The following is a 16,376-nucleotide window of genomic DNA, read 5'->3' on the forward strand; positions in this document are numbered from 1 at the left end:
GCGTGTTTAACGGGGCGCCTAAGATCAAAATCAAAAGCAAAGCGGCCTGACGGCCGGCCTGATCGATGAAGCGCGCGCGGTCTCCTGTGGGAGCTGGCTTGCCTGCGATGGCATCAACTGGGTGTGCCTGATGTACCGAGGTGTCTGCATCGCAGGCAAGCCAGCTCCCACATTTGCCGGTTCCCACAATTGAATGGTGAGCGACTGGACAAATACCGGTCGGCTCTAAGGCCGCCGCGCTCTGGCTTTTGATCTGGGGTCGCCCCGTCAAACACGCTGGCCGAACGCAGGCTTGAATCCGTGGGCAACCCGGCAGGACGCCGGGTTAGCCGCACTGGGCCATGGATGGCCCATTGCGGCGGCCCACGGATTCAAGCCTGCGTTCGGGCACACCGAGCCTAGGCGAGGTGCCGAGTGGTGGGGCAAGCGTTTTTGGTTACTTTTTGCGCTCTTCAAAAAGTGACCCGCTGTAAGAGCGGAACCATTAGTGGCCGTTACCTAAATAACGGATATACACACCAACACCCCCTAGCTCATCCAATTCCCCCCATCAACGTTATACGTCTGCGCCACCACATAATCCGCCTCCGCCGAAGCCAAAAACACCGCCATCCCCGTCAAATCCTCAGCCGTCCCCATCCGCCCAAACGGCACCTCCTCCCCTACCCGCCGCTTCTTCTCCCCCGGCGCCAGCCCTTCATGCCGGGCAAACAACGCATCCACTCCATCCCAATGCTCCCCATCCACCACACCGGGCGCGATGGCATTGACGTTGATCCCCTGCTTGATCAGATTCAACCCCGCCGACTGCGTCAAACTGATCACCGCCGCCTTCGTCGCGCAATACACCGCCACCAACGGCTCGCCACGGCGCCCGGCCTGGCTGGCCATGTTGATGATCTTGCCGCCGTGCCCCTGGCGGATCATCTGCCGCGCCGCCGCTTGCAAGGTGAACAACGTCCCCGCGACGTTGATCGAAAACAGCCGCTCATAACTATCCCGGGTGATATCGACAATGGGCGCCAAATCAAACAACGCCGCATTGTTGATCAAGATATCCAGCTTGCCGACCTGCGCCACCACGGCGGCAATCGCGCCATCGATGGAGGCCTGGTCGGTGACGTCCATTTCCACGGCATACGCCTGTGGCCCCAGTTCGGCAGCTGTTGCCTGGGCCCGCTGCAGGTTGATATCAGCGATGGCGACACTGGCGCCCTCGGCAATGTAGGCCTGGGCAAACGCGCGGCCGATCCCGCGCGCCGATCCGGTGATCAGCGCGCTTTTACCTTCAAGTCGTTTCATGGGGCATGTCTCTGGAGAATTATTTTGGATAACCCGCGCGTTTCATTTCGCGCTCGGTAGTGGCCTGGGCCTGGAGCAATGCCTGGTCAACCGACATGCCTCCGGTCAGCGCCGCCGAGAACATCTTGCCCACCGAGGTGCCGATGGCCTGGAACTCGGGGATGGTCACGTACTGGATGCCCACGTACGGCACCGGTTGGGCCGACGGGTGCGCCGGGTCGGCGTGCTTCATCATCTCCAGGGTCACCTGGGCAAACGGCGCAGCCTTCAAGTAGGCGTCGTTGTAGGTGGACTGGCGAGTGCCGGGCGGTACGTTGGTGATGCCTTCTTTATCGGCGACCAGTTGGATGTAGTCCTTGGACGTGGCCCAGGTGATAAAGGCCTTGGCCGCATCCTTGTGCTTGGACGTTGCCGGGATCGCCAGGGACCAGGCGTACAGCCACGAGGAGCCTTTGTCGGTGACTTCGGTGGGCGCGGCGGCAAAGCCTACGCGGTCGGCCACCTTGCTTTGGCTCTTGTCGGTGGTGAAGGAGCCGGCAACGCTGGCGTCTACCCAGATCGCGCATTTGCCGCTGTTGAACAGCGCCAGGGTTTCGTTGAAGCCGTTGCTGGACACCCCTGGCGGGCCGTATTGCTTGAGGCTGTTGACGTAGAAATTGGCGGCGGCGGTCCATTGCGCGCTGGTCAGCTCAGGTTTCCACTGCTCGTCGAACCAGCGCGCGCCAAAGGCGTTGGCCATGGTGCTCAGCAAGGCGATGTTCTCGCCCCAGCCGGCCTTGCCGCGCAGGCACAGGCCGTATTGGTCCTTGTCCTTGGCGGTGAGCTTGGCGGCGAAGGCACCGAGCTGGGTCCAGGTCGGATGCGCGGGCATGCTCAGGCCGGCCTGTTGGAACAGGTCGGTGCGGTAATAGGTGACGGTGCTTTCGCCGTAGAACGGCAACGCGTAGAGGGTGTTGTTGACCGACAGGCCCTGGCGGACCGAGGGGAAGATATCGTCGACGTCGTAGTCGGCCGGCAGTTGGGTCAGCGGCTCCAACCAGTGTTTGGCGCCCCACAGCGGAGTTTCGTAAGTACCGATGGTCAGCACATCGAATTGCCCGCCCTGGGTGGCGATATCCGTGGTGAGGCGTTGGCGCAGCACGTTTTCTTCGAGCACCACCCAGTTGAGCCGGATGTCCGGGTGCTGTGCTTCGAACACCTTGGACAGGCGCTGCATACGGATCATGTCGCTGTTGTTGACCGTGGCGATGGTCACGGTGTCGGCGGCGTGGCTGGGCATGGCCAACGCCAGGCCGGACAGCAGGAACAACGCTTGCGGGAGCTTGAGCATGGCGGTATCCACCTGTTGTTTTTGTTGTTGAAAGCCGATTACAGCAGGTTGGTCCAGCCCTCACAAACCCGTGGCGGATGCTCGACTGGTACTTTTTTAACCGTGCGCCCCAGGTTAAAAAAGTATCAGTGCCCGGCAAAACCAGGGGTAGCGCCGACACCGCGCAGGCGCGTATTTTGAAGCGCTACCAAGAACAACAAGAAGCCCCGCCATGCCTGTCAGCCGCGCCCAACTGTTCGAGCACCGCCCCGCCGAACTGGAAGTGATCCTGCCCGAGCCGGACCACTGCTTTCGCTGGTTCGAACACGACTATCCCTATGACCTGGCACGCTGGAACCACCACCCCGAGTTTGAGATACACCTGATCCGCCAAGGCAGCGGCAAGCTGGTGGCGGGCGACTATATCGGCGCCTTCGGTGCCGGCCACGTCGCCCTGATCGGCCCCGACCTGCCCCACGACTGGATCGGCGAACTGGCCCCTGGCGAGTACCTCAAGGGCCGCGACGTGGTGCTGCAATTCGACGGCGCCGCCCTGCTCGCCTTGCGCAAGACCCTGCCGGAACTGGGCGACTTGCAGCCGTTGTTTGAGCACGCCCGGCGCGGCCTGCAATTTCACGGTGGCACGGCGCTGCGTGCCGCCGCCCTGATGGAAGACATCGGCAAAGCCCAGGGCCTGCAGCGACTGGTGCTGTTCCTGCAATTGCTCGATACCCTCAAGAATGCCCCGCCGCCGCAGGTCCAGGCGCTGGCCAGCCCGTGCTACGCGCCCACCCTGGATGCACGCAGCGCCGAGCGGATCAACAAGGCCTTCGACTACCTGATGCGCGAACTCGCGGGGGACGTGCGCCTGTCAGTGATTGCGCAGCAACTGGAGATGAGCGAACCGGGCTTTTCACGCTTTTTCAAGCGCAACACCGGCCACGGCTTTATCGACCTGATGCGCAAGTTCCGCGTGCAACGCGCCTGCCGTTTGTTGCTGCAAAGCGAGATGTCCGTGGCGGCGATCTGCTTTGAGGTGGGCTACGCCAACCTGTCCAATTTCAACCGGCACTTTCGCATCGAGATGAATCAGACGCCGAGCGATTATCGCCGGGAAACCGCGCTGCACCGGTTTATCCCCTCGACAAAATGACACCGGGTCAATTCTGACCAAAAGGTCGACTAATCGCGCTTTTTCCCAACCTATTCAAGCCAATAGTCAAAGTTGGTACAGCGTATGCAAACGTTTGCGGAACGAACTTGCCAGCCAAGTTCACCACGACCCGCAGAATCGGGTCCAAACCGCGTACGAATAGGGATTTTCAATGCACTTCACCGCAAGGCAACCTGCCGCCCTTGGTGTTTCCCTGCTACTGGCCGCCGTTACGGGACTACTCAGCGCGCCCATTTTCGCGCAGGAAAAACCCCTCGATGACTCAGCACAGGGCGAAACCCTCAGCCCGGAAGCCAGCCCGACGAAAAAAGGCGTGTACCTGTCGGACTGGTTCAACCAGGACCTGACATTGATCGGCAGCAAAGACATCAGCTTCGGCCCCAAGCCGTCCGACGACATTTACCTGGAGTACGAGTACTTCGGCCGCAAGGGCCCCTTCGAACTCTATGGCTATATCGACGTGCCAAAGATCCTCGGCATCGGTAACAGTAATGACAAAGGCGTGTGGGACCATGGCTCGCCGGTGTTCATGGAGCACGAGCCGCGCATCTCCATCGACTACCTGGCGGGCCGCAGCCTGGCCATCGGGCCGTTCAAGGAATGGTATGTGGCGTTCGACTGGATCTACGACCACGGCAGCAACAAGGCCAACCGCGCCAACACCCTGTACAGCGGCCTGGGCACCGACATCGACACCCATTCGCGGGTCAATCTGTCGGCCAACTTCTACGGGCGCTACCAATGGGAAAACTACGGCGCCAGCAATGAATATTCGTGGGATGGCTACCGCGCGCAAATGAAGTACATCGTGCCCATCGGCAAGTTCGACAATGGTGCCTCGCTGACCTACATCGGCTTCACCAACTACGACTTTGGCTCCGACCTGCACAAGGACAACCCGGCGCGCACCGCCAACTCGTTGGTGGCGACCAATGTGCTGCTGTATTCGTTTACCCACCTGCGGTTCACCCTGGTCGGTCGTTACTTTCATAACGGTGGCAACTGGGAGGATGGCAGTGAGTTGAACTTCGGCGAAGGCAACTTCCGTGCGCGTTCCGATGGCTGGGGTTATTACGCCGGCGTGGGTTATCAATTCTGATCGAGGAGCTTTTTGGATGAACGTACTTTCCCGTCTGTCGTTGGCTGTGGGCCTGACTCTGTTACCGCACGTGGTATTGGCGGATGCGCCGATCAAACCCAAGGTGATGCTGATCACCATGTTCGCCCCCGAGGCGCAAACCTGGATCGATCGCCTGGAACTCAAGCAGGAGGTCCGCGTGCCGGGCCTGTCCGCCGAATACCCGGTAATCCGCTGCAACACCCAGGACGTCTGCCTGCTCGTCACCGGCATGGGCCAGACCAACGCAGCCGCGTCCACCCTGGCCCTGGCCTTGTCGCCCAAGTTCGACCTGCGCCAGAGCTACTTCCTGATCGCCGGGATCGCCGGCATCAGCCCCAAGCACGGCACCATCGGTACTGCGGCCTGGGCCCACTATCTCGTGGAGTTCGGCACGCAGTGGGAACTGGACTCGCGGGATGCGCCGAAGGATTGGCCGACCGGTTACATCGGCATCAACACCAAAGGTCCCAACGAGAAACCGCCGCTGGACTACAAGACCGAAGTGTTTGAGCTGAACCCCAAGTTACAGGCCAAGGCGTTTGCCCTGTCGCATCAGGTTGAGCTGACCGAAAGCAAGGAATCGGCGGCCTGGCGCAAACACTACCCGGCTGCTCCGGCCAACCAGCCACCACAGGTCACCCGCTGCGACACCCTGGCGGGCAACACCTGGTTTTCCGGCACGCGCTTGAGCGAACGGGCCGAGGTGTGGACCAAACTGTTGACCGATAACAAGGGCGAGTACTGCACCACCCAGCAGGAGGACAACTCCACCTATGAAGCACTGCTGCGGGCCAGCCGTGAGGGGTTGGTGGATATCCAGCGCTTGGCCGTGGTGCGTGCGGGTTCGGACTTCGACCGGCCATATCCGGGCTACAGCGAGGTGGACAACCTGCTGAAATACGCGGACCAGGGTGGGTTTGTGCCGGCATTGGAGAACCTGTACCGCACGGGTAATCCGCTGGTGCAGGCGATCCTCAAGAACTGGTCGGCGTGGGAAAAGGGCGTGCCTGAGGCCTAGTCACAACCACCTGTTGGCGAAAAACTCATGTGGGAGCGGGCTTGCCCGCGATAGCGATAGATCAGCCACTGATGTGCTGGCTGGACTACCGCTATCGCGGGCAAGCCCGCTCCCACACAGGTTTTCCTACAGTACTTAGACCGGGTCAGGGCAGGAAGATGATCTTGTCTGCGCTGCCACTGTTCACTTCCACATAGCTTTGCAACCCCTCCACCAACGCCACTTCCCGCAACCCCGTCGGCAGCGGCAGCGAGCCCTCATCAAAAAACCGCCCGAACTGCTCCAGCATCACCGCGCACTGCTCGCAGTTGTAGAGCAACGAGTTGATCCCCACCACCGAACCGCCCTTGCGGTACAACGCCAGGGCCGGCAATTGCACCTGGCCGTCCACCGGCGCAGCGATGATGGCGATGCGACCAAACGGCGCCAAACCGGCGACCGCTGCGGGCAACCAGAAACCAGTGGTGTCGAAGATCACATCGGCGCCGCCCTTGAACACGCTGTTGACCTGCACGCCCAAGTCTTCTGGCTTGCCCAAGGCAATAGCCTCTACCCCCTGCTTCTGCAACACCTCGACCTGCTCCGCCCGCCGCACCGCCGCCAGCACCTGGGCGCCACGAATGTTCGCCAGGGCCAAAGCCGCACTGCCTACGGCACCGTTGGCGCCAATCACCAGCAACCGCGTACCTTTGCCGACGCCGCTGCGCTCCAGGGCATCCCAGGCGGTGGTGTACGGCACGCCAAGGCTGGCGGCCTGGGCGAAACTCAGGTGGCTGGGCTTGTGCGCCACACCTTTGGCTGAAACGGTGAGGTACTCAGCGTGGGAACCGTCGGCAAAAAAACCGAGATCTCGCCCCGTGCCCCAGACCTCCTGGCCAAGCAACGCCTGCGGACCTTCAACGACAACGCCGGCAAAGTCACGCCCGGGAATGCGGGGCAAGGTGGTGTAGGGGAAACGGCCGAGCACGTTTTTCACGTCGCTGGGGTTCAATCCCGCCGCCTTGATCTGCACCAGCACTTCATCGGCGGCGGGCACCGGGGTGGCGACGTCGACGAAACGCAGGGAGGCGAGATCGCCCGTAGCGGAAAATTGCAGTGCTTTCATGGCCAATATCCATCGAAGGGAAAAAGGAGATCAGGACAACCAACCGCTGACCAGCTGCCGCCCCAAGGGCCAGAGCTTTTCGCCCAGCAACATGCCCATCAGGCCGACCAGGGCGATGGCCGGTGGCGCGGGCGAGCGGAAGTCCAGGGCGCCGTAGAGCACGCCGACAAACAAGCCGATGGCGAGGGAAATCAGGTAACTCATGGGAGGGCGCCTGGTGGGTGGATGGGCTCAGTGTAGAGAGCGCACGCCTGAAGCATCGGCCAAGTGCTTCAGATTATCGGCCAACCCCTCAACCGACGTAGTGCGACGGCGCCACCCCGAGCTCGCGACGGAACATGTCGCTGAAACTGCTTGGCGAATAACCCAATGACCGCGCGATGCTGCTGACCGGCTGGCCCTGGATCAACTCCGCCACCGCCGTGGCCAGTTGCACCTGGCGCCGCCATTCGGCGAAACCCATGCCCAGGTGGTGCTGGAACAGCCGCGACAAGGTGCGCACGCTGGCACCGGCCGCCTCGGCGTGTTGCTCAAAGGGGACTTCCAGCGAGGGCGCGGCCATCACCGCCTGGCAGGCGTTGATCAAGCGACGGTCGGCCTCCACCGGCATGGCGATGCGGATCGGCGAGCGGCGCGCCCGTTGCAGCTCCAGCAACGCCAGGCGCACCACCGCGTCGTAATAGCCCGCATCACCGCTGTCACCCTCGTCCACCAACGTGACGATCAGTTCACGCAGCAAGCCGCAGACCTCGATCACCTGCACCTGGCTGTCCAACGTCGCCGCCAGCGCCGGGCGCAGGTAGATATTGCGCATCTGCAAATCCGACACCACGCGAATCCCGTGTTCCACCCCCGGCGGCAACCAGACGGCACGCTGGGGCGGGACCACCAGGGCTTCGCGTGGGGTTTCGACCCACATCACGCCGCTCATGGCGTAGAGCAATTGGCCCCAGTCGTGGCGATGGGGCTCCACGTACAACCCACGCGGGTAGGTGCGTGCCAGGGGTTGCACGGGGACGGCGTGATCACTGAGGTCGGGGGGCGCGGCCAGGGCCATGGGGAGTACGTCAGTCGGGATCTGGGCGTTCATGGTAATCAGTGACGCGCGCCAAGCCGAGCTGATTTTTAGAAGCAGCACACAAATCCCAATGTGGGAGCGGGCTTGCCCGCGATAGCGGTGTGTCAGTCGATACATTTCTTGACTGATCTACCGCTATCGCGGGCAAGCCCGCTCCCACAGGGGGCACTCCCACATTTTTTGACTGCGTCAGTCGGCCTGACGCGTGTTACTGCGATACATGAACACCAACGCCAACGCCAGGCACAGCATCGCCACAATCCGGCTCCCCGACAACTCGATCGCCGGGTTGCCCAGCCAGCCAAAGTTGTCGATCAACATCCCCATGCCCAACTGCCCGACGATCACTGCCACCGTGGCCACCGCCGTGCCCACAATCGGCACCGCGCCGACCATCACCATCATGTACACCACGCCAAACAAGGCGCCGGTCAGTTGCCATTTCGGCACTTCCAGCAAGCTCACGGCCTGGGTGGGTTCAAAGAAGAAAATCAACAGCGCCGTGGTCAGCGCGCCCACGGCAAAGGTCAGCAGACTGCTGCGCAACACACCCACCGTCTGGCCCAGGCGCCCGTTGATCGCGGCCTGCACACTCAACACCGCACCGGCGGCAATCACCAGCACCAACAACAGAATCAGATTCATCGCCTTACCCTCGTGCAATCAAGATCAGTGCCGCCACAATCAACGCCAACGCAATCCAGCGTTCACCATTGACCCGCTTGCGCGCAGTGCCGAACCAGCCGAAATGGTCGATCAACACGCTCTTGCCCACCTGCCCGGACAGAATCGCGATCATGGTCATGGCGATGCCGATATGCGGCGTGGCCAGGGTCAGCACCACCACGTACATCGGCCCCAGGAAGCCGCCGATCAACTGCCAGCGCGGTAGGTCGGTCAATGCCGGGCCCTTTTGCGGGCCGCTGAACAACAGCAGTAAATACAGAATCGCCGAGCCGACGCCGAAGATGCTCAACGTTGCCCACAAATGGCCGACCTGCACACCCAAAGGCCCCAGCAACCCGGCCTCCACCGACAGGCCCATGCCCGCCAGGATCACCAGCGGCAGCAACAACAGCCGCAAGAGGTTTTTCTTCGGCACGGCCAGCGCCGCGCCCTCCATGGAACTTGCCTGCATACATCACCTGCGCTTCAAGAAAGAGACATGGCGCGCATTATCCGGTGGTGGTGCTGTGCGATAAATGGCAGCATTCCGACAACACCTTTGCGCAATACGCACAGCATGGAGTCCCGATGCAGGGTTTGAATGAACTGAGTTTCAAGGCGCTGCGCCTGTTTGTGGCCGTGCTCGACCATGGCAGCTTTTCCGAAGTTGCCCGCCGCGAAAGCCTGGCGCCCTCCTCTATCTCCCGGCAGATCCAGCTGATGGAACAGGCCCTCGGCCAGCAATTGCTCTACCGCCACACCCGTGCGGTCAGCCCCACCGAGGCCGGGCGCCTGCTCGGGCATCACGCGCGCCTGCTGCTGGAACAACTGGAAACCGCCGGCCAGGCCTTGCAGGAACAGGAGCGCGAACCCAGCGGCCTGGTGCGCATCAACGCGCCGATGGTGTTCGGCCAGCGCCACCTGTCACCGTGGCTGGGCGAGCTGTGCCGGCGCTATCCCAAGTTGCAACTGGACATCCAGCAGACCGACACCTACGTCGATCCCCTGCAAGACGGCACCGACCTGCTGTTTCGCATCGGCGTGCTCAACGACTCGGGCATGCAAGCGCGCATCTTCGCGCCGCAGCGCTTTCGCATCGCCGCCAGCCCCGCCTACCTGGCCCGCCACGGCACGCCCAAGCATCCCGACGAATTGGTCAACCACCAATGCCTGGCCTACAAAGGCATCACCGGCCGGCAACGCTGGTTCTTCCGCCGCGACGGCGGCGACTGGACGCCCTACAGCGTCAAGGGCCCGATCACTGGCAACCACGCCGACACCCTGACCCACGCCGCCGAACAAGGCCTGGGGCTGGTGGTGTTTCCGTCCTGGCTGATTGGCGAAGGCTTGCGCGCCGGCACCTTGCAAGCGGTGCTCACGGAGTACGAAGTGGCGACCACGCTGGAGCCGCAGCAGATTGCCGCGCTGTGGCCGGGTAGCCGGCGGTTGTCGCTGAAGGTGCGCACGGTGATTGATTATTTTGTGGAGTGTTTTGGGGCGGTGCCGTATTGGGATCGGTGAGGCTTTTGAGGATTTTTCCGAACTTCGCAAGTAGGTTCGTTCTGATTGTTCGGGCCACTATTTTGCGGAACCTCGCTCTGGAGCAGACTTTGCCGAAATCATTTTCGGAGAGATGCCATGGACTTCATCTACGACAAAAAACCCCATACCAAGCGAGCGGCTACAGCCAGTTGTCAGGCCGTCTTTGATAGCTCACGGAGCAGTGACTATATTTGGCCCAAACAGGGGGAAATCCGCATGAATACCGTGCCCTTGGGTGAAGCTAAAAACAATCTGTCAAAACTGGTCGATGAAGCCGCCGCCGGCAAAACCATCACCATCTCCAAACATGGCCGCGCGATGGCGCAACTTGTCCCCATAACGAAGCCCAAGGGGCCGCGAATTGGTGCGATGAAAGGCATGTTTGTTGTTCCTGACGACTTTGATGCGCCTTTACCGGACGATCTACTGGACGCCTTCGAGGGCAACCCTCTATGAGGGTCTTGTTGGATACCCACATTTTGCTTTGGTCGCTGACTGATGACCCCAAACTCTCCAGCAAAGCTCAAAAACATATTGAGAATGCGGCAGAAATTTACGTCAGCGCTGCAACATTCTGGGAAATGGCAATCAAGGTCGGCTTGGGGAAACTCAATGTAGACATGAACAAGCTCCGTGAACTTTGCCTGGACAGCGGCTTCGTCGAGCTACCCATCACGACTGAACACGCCAGTGCCGTAAAGGATCTTGAGCATCATCACAAAGATCCCTTCGATCGGCTCATCGTCGCAGTCGCCATGAACGAGCCGATGAGGTTGATTACGGCCGATCCGCACGTAGCCCAGTACACATCCCTTGCGATTCTGGTGTAACGCCAAACCGTTACGACTCAAAACACCCACTGCCCAATCAACCACCCATTCGCCCCACTGATCACCGCAAACAGCAACCACGCCAACACCCGGGTCGGCAGCCGATTCACAAACGGCCCCATCAGTTGTTTATCGCCAGTCATGCGGATCAACGGATACAACGCAAACGGCAACTGCAGGCTGAGCACCACCTGGCTGAGAATCAACAACTTGCCAATGGCTCCGTCCCCCAGCAACCACACCCCGAGAAACGCCGGGATCAGCGCCAACCCGCGAGTAATCAGGCGGCGTTGCCAGCACGGAATCCGCAGGTTGAGGTAGCCCTCCATGATCACTTGCCCGGCGATGGTGCCGGTGAACGTCGAGCTTTGCCCGGACGCCAGCAATGCCACACCAAACAGGATGCTGGCAAAGGCGCCGCCCACCAGCGGGTCGAGCAAGTGGTAGGCGTCCTGGATTTCCACCACGTCGGTATGGCCGGTCTTGTAGAACGCCGCAGCGGCCAGCACCAGGATGGCGGCGTTGACCAGCAGGGCCAGGGCCAGGGAGCCGATGGTGTCGATGCGCGCCAGCTTCACCGCGTCCTGTTTGCTGGCGAGGTCCTTGCCAATCAGGCGGGTCTGCACAATCGAGGTGTGCAGGTAGAGGTTATGCGGCATGACCGTGGCGCCCAGAATGCCGATGGCCAGGTACAGCGGCGCAGCATCGCTGATGGCCGACAGTGACGGCGTGAAGCCGCTGAGCACATCCGGCCAGTAGGGCTTGATCAGCAGCAGTTCGATGAAGAAACACACGCCGATCGTTGCCACCAGCGCCAGCATGATCGCTTCCAGGCGGCGGAAACCACGGTTCTGCAGGGCCAGGATCAGCAGCGTATCGAACGCGGTGATGACAATGCCGGTGGTCAACGACACGCCGAGCAGCAGGTGAAACGCCAAGGCGCAACCAAGCACTTCGGCCAGGTCGGTGGCGATGATGGAGATTTCCGCCAACAGCCACTGGGTACGTGCGGAACGCTGGCTGTAGCGCTCGCGGCACAGTTGCGCGAGGTCCTTGCCGGTGGCGATGCCCAGCCGCGAGCACAGGCACTGCACCGCCATCCCCGCCAGGCTGGCCAGCAGCACCACAAACAGCAGGCTGTAACCGTAGCGCGAGCCCGCCTCGATGGCCGTGGCCCAGTTGCCGGGGTCCATGTAGCCGATGGAAATCAACAGGCCGGGACCGGCGAACATCAACATCCGCTTGAAGAACGACGCCTTGGGGTCAACGGCAACGGAGCCGGCCACCTCCGGCGGGCAGAACGGGGCGGTGGCGATTTTCGGCAGGCTGAATTTCACGCGGTATTCCAGGCAAATGCATAGGGCGGGAAGCTTATCAGTCGGACGCAACCGTGCGCATCACCGTGTCCCAGGGCAGGTCGAACGCTTCCACCACTTGCACCACCAGGTCCATTTCCTGGTTCAGCGCCTCGCGTTCCATGCGCTGGCGGATCACGCCCACCACCAACACCGCCAGGGTGGTGATCGAATAGGCCGGGCCGGAAAACGCGCGCACCCCGCTGACCAACAGCATCGCTGCCGCCAATGCCTGGCCCACCACCGGAATCGCCGTGGCCGCCCCGCGCCGCAGGATAAACCCGGTGAGTCCCGCCAACGCCGTGCCACTCAACGCGGTGGTGGCCGAGCGGCCTACGCTGAAGCGCGCAAACACCCCTTGCTCCTTTTGCGCCGCCGCCTGCAGTTCGGCGTCGAACGCCTGCCGGTCGGCGCTATCGAGTTTGTCCTTGTACTGCTCGATAAGGTGTTCCGCGACCTGCGCTTCGATATCTGCCAGCTCGACCGTATCCAGCGACTGATCGAACTTGATTCCCAGCCGCTGTGCGACATCTTCGGCGATCTGGCGGTAACTCACGCCATGGCCCCGGGCGAGGTTCATAAAGCTGTCGCCGCCCATGCGCTGCAATTCGATGGCCAGTTTCAACGGCTCGCGCACGCTGGCATCAATCGATGCACTGCGCTTTTGTGCCATCAGTTCGGCGAGGAACTTCAACTCATCCGGCCGCGCCTGCACCAGCGCCGGGAACAGCTCCCCATCCTCTTCGGCAAAGCGCACTTCGCTGCTGCGCTGGTCAGCGCGGATCATGCCGCGCCGCTCCTGCAACAGGTCGGTGTACTGCACCACGGTCTTCAACTGCGGCCAATACGCCGCATGATCGAAGGTCGCCAGGTGCACATTGCTCACCTTGGCCTTGAGGGCAGGCGTCAATGGGATGGCGTAACGCCCGATGCAACGCTCGTTATCCGGCTTGATCGCCAGCGCCCAGTCCTTGCTGGAATGACAGTTGATCAGCCGCCCCTGGAGCGGCGCCGACACCTCATCCCACGGGCTCGACGTACAGATCGCCCCGCCCATCAGCAGCACGTTGTTCAACGGCAGTTCGCGGGCCGTCTCCGGGTTGGCCAACAGGCTCTTGACCAGGATGCGCGCCCAGGGAATGGCCGACCAGATTGATACGCCGTACCGGCAACGCCTCGGCGTGCAGGTAGTTGGCCAGCTCGGGCAGCAAGGTCTGGGCGACCTCATCGACACGCGCCTCGACACTTTTGTAATGGTCCAGAAAGTAGGCAATCGCCTTGCCCACCCCCACGGTCGCCGCGCCCAGGCCACCACCGCCAAGCATCGCGCCGATCACCTCCTTGAACGGGGCGAAGAGGTTTTCCAGGAAATGCCCGGCCGGCCAGAACAGCATCACATTGGTCGAGCCTTCGATGCTCGCCAGTTGCGCCGTGAAATTGCCCAGTTGCTGGCGGTTGAAGAAGGCCGAGTAACCATGAACGTAGAGATTGAGCACATCGCCCTGGGGCTCGCCGCACATCACAAAAGTGGGCTTGCGGGTGCGGTGCATTTCATCCCACTGGTGCTGCATGGGGCGGTGACTCCTGGTGACGATGGACGGCGATAGTAACAAAGCGTGGCCGGCACAGAGGTGAATCCTGACCGGCGCAGCCTCAAAACAACGACGCCGCCTTGGATTTGGCCAGGTAACGCGCCGGAGAATCCCCCAGGTTGCGCCGGAACACCGAGGTGAACGCGCTGGAGCTGCTAAAGCCCAGCCCGAGCGCCACATCGGTGATGGACGCACCGTGGCTGAGCCGCGCCGTGGCTTCCAGCAGGCACACCTGCTGGCGCCAGGCCACAAAGGTCATGCCGGTGTGCTCCAGGAACTGTCGGGTAAAGGTGCGCCGGCTCATGCTCGACCACTCGGCCATGGTGTCGAGGGCGATGGTCTGCGTGGGCGCGTCCAGGAAACGCTGGCAGGCCCGGGCCAGGCGCGGCTCGGCGGGCAACGGCGCGCTGAGGGGCACCTCGGGCATGGCGCCGATTTCATCCACCAGCAACGTCAGCACGCAGCGCTGCCGGACGCTGAGCGGCGGCGCCTCGATCGTCAGTGCCGCTTCGAGCAAATGCCGCAGCAGCGGCGAGACTTCGAACACCTGGCAATGGCCCTGCAAACCCGCACGCTCGGCCGCTTCGTCGTCGAGGTAGGTGTTGAGCATAAGCACATCCCCGCGCATCTGCATTTCATGGGGCACGCCGCCGGGCACCCAGATCGCGCGCTGCGGCGGCACCACCCAGTTGCCGAGGTCGGTGAACATCTTCAGGGCGCCGGTGGACGCGTAGGCGAATTGCCCACGGGCATGGGCATGCCGCGCAAACACGGTGCCGGACGCGTATTCGTGCAGCGTCACCAGCGCTTCGGGGTCGTTGTCAGTAAAGGTCGGGATCATGGCCCGATATTGTCAAAGGATGACCTGACATAGCAAGCGGGCCATTCACCTGCGGCTTAACATCAACGCCTTTGAACACGCCTGCCCGCTTAAGGAAAAGCCCATGCAGAAAAAACACTTGGCCCTTGCCCTACTCGTCACCCTGGTCTGGGGCTTGAACTTTCCGATTACCAAACTTGGCCTGCGCGGTATCGATCCCTTTGTGCTCACGGGCATCCGCTTTGCCCTCGCCGCCTTGCCACTGGTGTTTTTCATCCGCCGCCCGGCCGTGCACTTCGGCTACGTGGCCGCGTATGGGGTGATCTTCGGCCTGGGCATGTGGGGCGTGATCAACTACGGCATCCAGGTCGGTGTGAGCCCCGGGATCGCCTCGCTGATCATCCAGCTCAGCGTGTTTTTCACCCTCGGCTGGGGCGTGGTGCTGTTCAACGAAAACCTGCGGGACGCCCAACTGGTCGGCGCCGGCCTGACCTTGCTCGGCCTCGCGGGGATCGTCGTCACCCAGGACGGCAGCCACGCGGTGCTGGGCGTCATGCTGATCGTCCTCAGCGCGTTTGCCTGGAGCGTGGGCAACGTCATCATCAAGCAGTCAGGCGTGAAGGAAATCTTTGCCTTCATGGTGTGGGCCAGCTTGTTCCCGCCGATCCCGCTGTTCCTGATGGCCTGGTGGATGCATGGCAGCGCCGCGTTCCAAAGCCTGCCCGCCAACCTCGACGTGATGGCCATCGGCTCGATCCTGTTCCAGGTCTACCTGGCCACACATTTTGCCTACTGGGGCTGGAATTCACTGCTCAAGGCGTACCCCGTCTCGACGGTGGCGCCCCTGTCGCTGCTGATTCCGGTGTTTGGGATCGCCAGTTCGATGTTGATCATTGGTGAACGCATCTCCACGCTGGAGCTGATCTCGATAGCGATCATTCTGCTGGGGTTGGCGGTGGGGTTGTATCGCCGGCCGGTGACATTGACCGCGAAAGACCAAGCACAGCCGGGCAACGCTCAGTAGGCAAAGTTGTCGATCTTGACCTGACCATCTGGGAACGTCGCAATAATCTCCAGTTCGCCGCCCATCGCACGGATGTAGTCGCGCAATGTGCTGATGTACATATCCGTGCGCCGCTCCATCTTGGAGACAGCAGCCTGGTTGATATTCAATGCCTTGGCCAGGTTTTCCTGGCTCAACTGCTGAGCCTTGCGCAGCTCGTGCAGAGGCATTTCCTTTAGATGTTGCTGGAACAACTGCTTGGCTTCGGCCTGAGATTGCGGCGTCATGCGGGCTTGAAGTTCAGCTAATTTTTTAGCCATGGTTAAGGCGCTCTCAATCGAGATCAGACGCCATAAATATTCCACCAAGGGAATATAAATTCAACCTTTTTGTAAACCTGATACCCCTTTCAGCAACGAGCACACCGCAAAAACACAATTTTCGACACGTAAAAAGCGCTCT

The 16,376-nt window shown here is 61.6% G+C and carries 17 protein-coding genes and 1 pseudogene; 7 read left to right on the forward strand and 11 right to left on the reverse strand.

Annotation, left to right across the window (positions count from 1 at the left end; translation table 11 throughout):
- Positions 1–528: 528 nt before the first annotated feature.
- Together B348_RS0122910 and B348_RS0122915 are read right to left on the reverse strand one after the other, a co-directional pair.
- Positions 529–1,302 carry an L-iditol 2-dehydrogenase gene (locus B348_RS0122910; RefSeq protein WP_017738365.1) on the reverse strand — a complete coding sequence of 258 codons (774 nt, stop codon included), beginning with the start codon at positions 1,300–1,302 and terminating at the stop codon, positions 529–531.
- 19 nt (positions 1,303–1,321) lie between these two features.
- On the reverse strand, positions 1,322–2,581 hold the full coding sequence (locus tag B348_RS0122915) for a sugar ABC transporter substrate-binding protein (RefSeq protein WP_370695318.1): 1,260 nt from the start codon (positions 2,579–2,581) through the stop codon (positions 1,322–1,324).
- Between the two features lie 262 nt (positions 2,582–2,843).
- On the opposite strand from B348_RS0122915, the gene B348_RS0122920 reads away from it, so the two are divergent.
- The 3 genes from B348_RS0122920 to B348_RS0122930 all read left to right on the forward strand — a co-directional run bounded on the left by B348_RS0122920 (position 2,844) and on the right by B348_RS0122930 (position 5,923).
- Entirely contained in the window at positions 2,844–3,764 is a 921-nt protein-coding gene (locus B348_RS0122920) for an AraC family transcriptional regulator (protein WP_017738367.1), read from the forward strand.
- A 172-nt stretch (positions 3,765–3,936) separates the two neighbouring features.
- Complete coding sequence (locus B348_RS0122925; protein ID WP_017738368.1) at positions 3,937–4,884, forward strand: nucleoside-specific channel-forming protein Tsx; 948 nt, start codon at positions 3,937–3,939, stop codon at positions 4,882–4,884.
- Between the two features lie 16 nt (positions 4,885–4,900).
- A complete protein-coding gene (locus tag B348_RS0122930) occupies positions 4,901–5,923 on the forward strand; it encodes a purine nucleoside permease (protein WP_017738369.1) in 1,023 nt (340 codons plus the stop codon).
- 145 nt (positions 5,924–6,068) lie between these two features.
- Here B348_RS0122930 and B348_RS0122935 read toward each other — a convergent pair whose 3' ends face one another.
- The 5 genes from B348_RS0122935 to B348_RS0122955 form a co-directional block, all read right to left on the reverse strand.
- Complete coding sequence (locus tag B348_RS0122935) at positions 6,069–7,028, reverse strand: zinc-binding alcohol dehydrogenase family protein (RefSeq protein ID WP_017738370.1); 960 nt, start codon at positions 7,026–7,028, stop codon at positions 6,069–6,071.
- Between the two features lie 30 nt (positions 7,029–7,058).
- Positions 7,059–7,232 carry a DUF1427 family protein gene (locus tag B348_RS1000000131225; protein ID WP_017738371.1) on the reverse strand — a complete coding sequence of 58 codons (174 nt, stop codon included), beginning with the start codon at positions 7,230–7,232 and terminating at the stop codon, positions 7,059–7,061.
- Positions 7,233–7,320: 88 nt separating this feature from the next.
- On the reverse strand, positions 7,321–8,085 hold the full coding sequence (locus B348_RS0122945) for a helix-turn-helix domain-containing protein (protein WP_017738372.1): 765 nt from the start codon (positions 8,083–8,085) through the stop codon (positions 7,321–7,323).
- Positions 8,086–8,295: 210 nt separating this feature from the next.
- Positions 8,296–8,751 carry a DMT family transporter gene (locus tag B348_RS0122950; RefSeq protein ID WP_017738373.1) on the reverse strand — a complete coding sequence of 152 codons (456 nt, stop codon included), beginning with the start codon at positions 8,749–8,751 and terminating at the stop codon, positions 8,296–8,298.
- Between the two features lie 4 nt (positions 8,752–8,755).
- A complete protein-coding gene (locus tag B348_RS0122955) occupies positions 8,756–9,244 on the reverse strand; it encodes a DMT family transporter (protein ID WP_026136997.1) in 489 nt (162 codons plus the stop codon).
- A gap of 116 nt (positions 9,245–9,360) precedes the next feature.
- Here B348_RS0122955 and B348_RS0122960 point away from each other — a divergent pair, with 116 nt between their 5' ends.
- The 3 genes from B348_RS0122960 to B348_RS0122970 all read left to right on the forward strand — a co-directional run bounded on the left by B348_RS0122960 (position 9,361) and on the right by B348_RS0122970 (position 11,144).
- A complete protein-coding gene (locus tag B348_RS0122960; protein WP_017738375.1) occupies positions 9,361–10,293 on the forward strand; it encodes a LysR family transcriptional regulator in 933 nt (310 codons plus the stop codon).
- A gap of 117 nt (positions 10,294–10,410) precedes the next feature.
- Positions 10,411–10,770 carry a type II toxin-antitoxin system Phd/YefM family antitoxin gene (locus B348_RS0122965; protein ID WP_017738376.1) on the forward strand — a complete coding sequence of 120 codons (360 nt, stop codon included), beginning with the start codon at positions 10,411–10,413 and terminating at the stop codon, positions 10,768–10,770.
- A complete protein-coding gene (locus B348_RS0122970) occupies positions 10,767–11,144 on the forward strand; it encodes a type II toxin-antitoxin system VapC family toxin (RefSeq protein ID WP_017738377.1) in 378 nt (125 codons plus the stop codon). Before B348_RS0122965 ends, B348_RS0122970 begins: the two co-directional genes overlap by 4 nt.
- Positions 11,145–11,161: 17 nt before the next feature.
- Here B348_RS0122970 and B348_RS0122975 read toward each other — a convergent pair whose 3' ends face one another.
- The 3 genes and pseudogenes from B348_RS0122975 to B348_RS0122985 all read right to left on the reverse strand — a co-directional run bounded on the left by B348_RS0122975 (position 11,162) and on the right by B348_RS0122985 (position 14,932).
- Positions 11,162–12,481: an Nramp family divalent metal transporter gene (locus tag B348_RS0122975; protein ID WP_017738378.1), complete on the reverse strand. Its 1,320-nt coding sequence runs from the start codon at positions 12,479–12,481 to the stop codon at positions 11,162–11,164.
- A 37-nt stretch (positions 12,482–12,518) separates the two neighbouring features.
- Positions 12,519–14,070: pseudogene (locus tag B348_RS01000000130265) on the reverse strand (DUF726 domain-containing protein).
- 82 nt (positions 14,071–14,152) lie between these two features.
- Positions 14,153–14,932: a helix-turn-helix domain-containing protein gene (locus B348_RS0122985; protein WP_017738379.1), complete on the reverse strand. Its 780-nt coding sequence runs from the start codon at positions 14,930–14,932 to the stop codon at positions 14,153–14,155.
- Between the two features lie 103 nt (positions 14,933–15,035).
- Here B348_RS0122985 and B348_RS0122990 point away from each other — a divergent pair, with 103 nt between their 5' ends.
- Positions 15,036–15,935: an amino acid metabolite efflux pump gene (locus B348_RS0122990; protein WP_017738380.1), complete on the forward strand. Its 900-nt coding sequence runs from the start codon at positions 15,036–15,038 to the stop codon at positions 15,933–15,935.
- Here B348_RS0122990 and B348_RS0122995 read toward each other — a convergent pair.
- Positions 15,929–16,234: an XRE family transcriptional regulator gene (locus tag B348_RS0122995; RefSeq protein ID WP_026136999.1), complete on the reverse strand. Its 306-nt coding sequence runs from the start codon at positions 16,232–16,234 to the stop codon at positions 15,929–15,931. The two genes, B348_RS0122990 and B348_RS0122995, sit on opposite strands and share 7 nt — an antisense overlap.
- Between the last annotated feature and the right edge of the window lie 142 nt (positions 16,235–16,376).

The sequence above is a fragment of the Pseudomonas sp. CBZ-4 genome (genome assembly GCF_000346755.1).
Lineage (GTDB): Bacteria > Pseudomonadota > Gammaproteobacteria > Pseudomonadales > Pseudomonadaceae > Aquipseudomonas.

Excerpts from the sequence above, each read along its gene's own strand:
- B348_RS0122925 (WP_017738368.1), top strand. The coding sequence starts at position 3,937 with ATGCACTTCACCGCAAGGCAACCTGCCGCCCTTGGTGTTTCCCTGCTA.
- B348_RS1000000131225 (WP_017738371.1), bottom strand. The coding sequence starts at position 7,232 with ATGAGTTACCTGATTTCCCTCGCCATCGGCTTGTTTGTCGGCGTGCTC.
- B348_RS0122955 (WP_026136997.1), bottom strand. The coding sequence starts at position 9,244 with ATGCAGGCAAGTTCCATGGAGGGCGCGGCGCTGGCCGTGCCGAAGAAA.
- B348_RS0122960 (WP_017738375.1), top strand. The coding sequence starts at position 9,361 with ATGCAGGGTTTGAATGAACTGAGTTTCAAGGCGCTGCGCCTGTTTGTG.
- B348_RS0122990 (WP_017738380.1), top strand. The coding sequence starts at position 15,036 with ATGCAGAAAAAACACTTGGCCCTTGCCCTACTCGTCACCCTGGTCTGG.
- B348_RS0122945 (WP_017738372.1), bottom strand. The coding sequence starts at position 8,085 with ATGGCCCTGGCCGCGCCCCCCGACCTCAGTGATCACGCCGTCCCCGTG.
- B348_RS0122985 (WP_017738379.1), bottom strand. The coding sequence starts at position 14,932 with ATGATCCCGACCTTTACTGACAACGACCCCGAAGCGCTGGTGACGCTG.
- B348_RS0122930 (WP_017738369.1), top strand. The coding sequence starts at position 4,901 with ATGAACGTACTTTCCCGTCTGTCGTTGGCTGTGGGCCTGACTCTGTTA.
- B348_RS0122950 (WP_017738373.1), bottom strand. The coding sequence starts at position 8,751 with ATGAATCTGATTCTGTTGTTGGTGCTGGTGATTGCCGCCGGTGCGGTG.
- B348_RS0122910 (WP_017738365.1), bottom strand. The coding sequence starts at position 1,302 with ATGAAACGACTTGAAGGTAAAAGCGCGCTGATCACCGGATCGGCGCGC.
- B348_RS0122935 (WP_017738370.1), bottom strand. The coding sequence starts at position 7,028 with ATGAAAGCACTGCAATTTTCCGCTACGGGCGATCTCGCCTCCCTGCGT.
- B348_RS0122995 (WP_026136999.1), bottom strand. The coding sequence starts at position 16,234 with ATGGCTAAAAAATTAGCTGAACTTCAAGCCCGCATGACGCCGCAATCT.
- B348_RS0122965 (WP_017738376.1), top strand. The coding sequence starts at position 10,411 with ATGGACTTCATCTACGACAAAAAACCCCATACCAAGCGAGCGGCTACA.
- B348_RS0122915 (WP_370695318.1), bottom strand. The coding sequence starts at position 2,581 with ATGCCCAGCCACGCCGCCGACACCGTGACCATCGCCACGGTCAACAAC.
- B348_RS0122920 (WP_017738367.1), top strand. The coding sequence starts at position 2,844 with ATGCCTGTCAGCCGCGCCCAACTGTTCGAGCACCGCCCCGCCGAACTG.
- B348_RS0122970 (WP_017738377.1), top strand. The coding sequence starts at position 10,767 with ATGAGGGTCTTGTTGGATACCCACATTTTGCTTTGGTCGCTGACTGAT.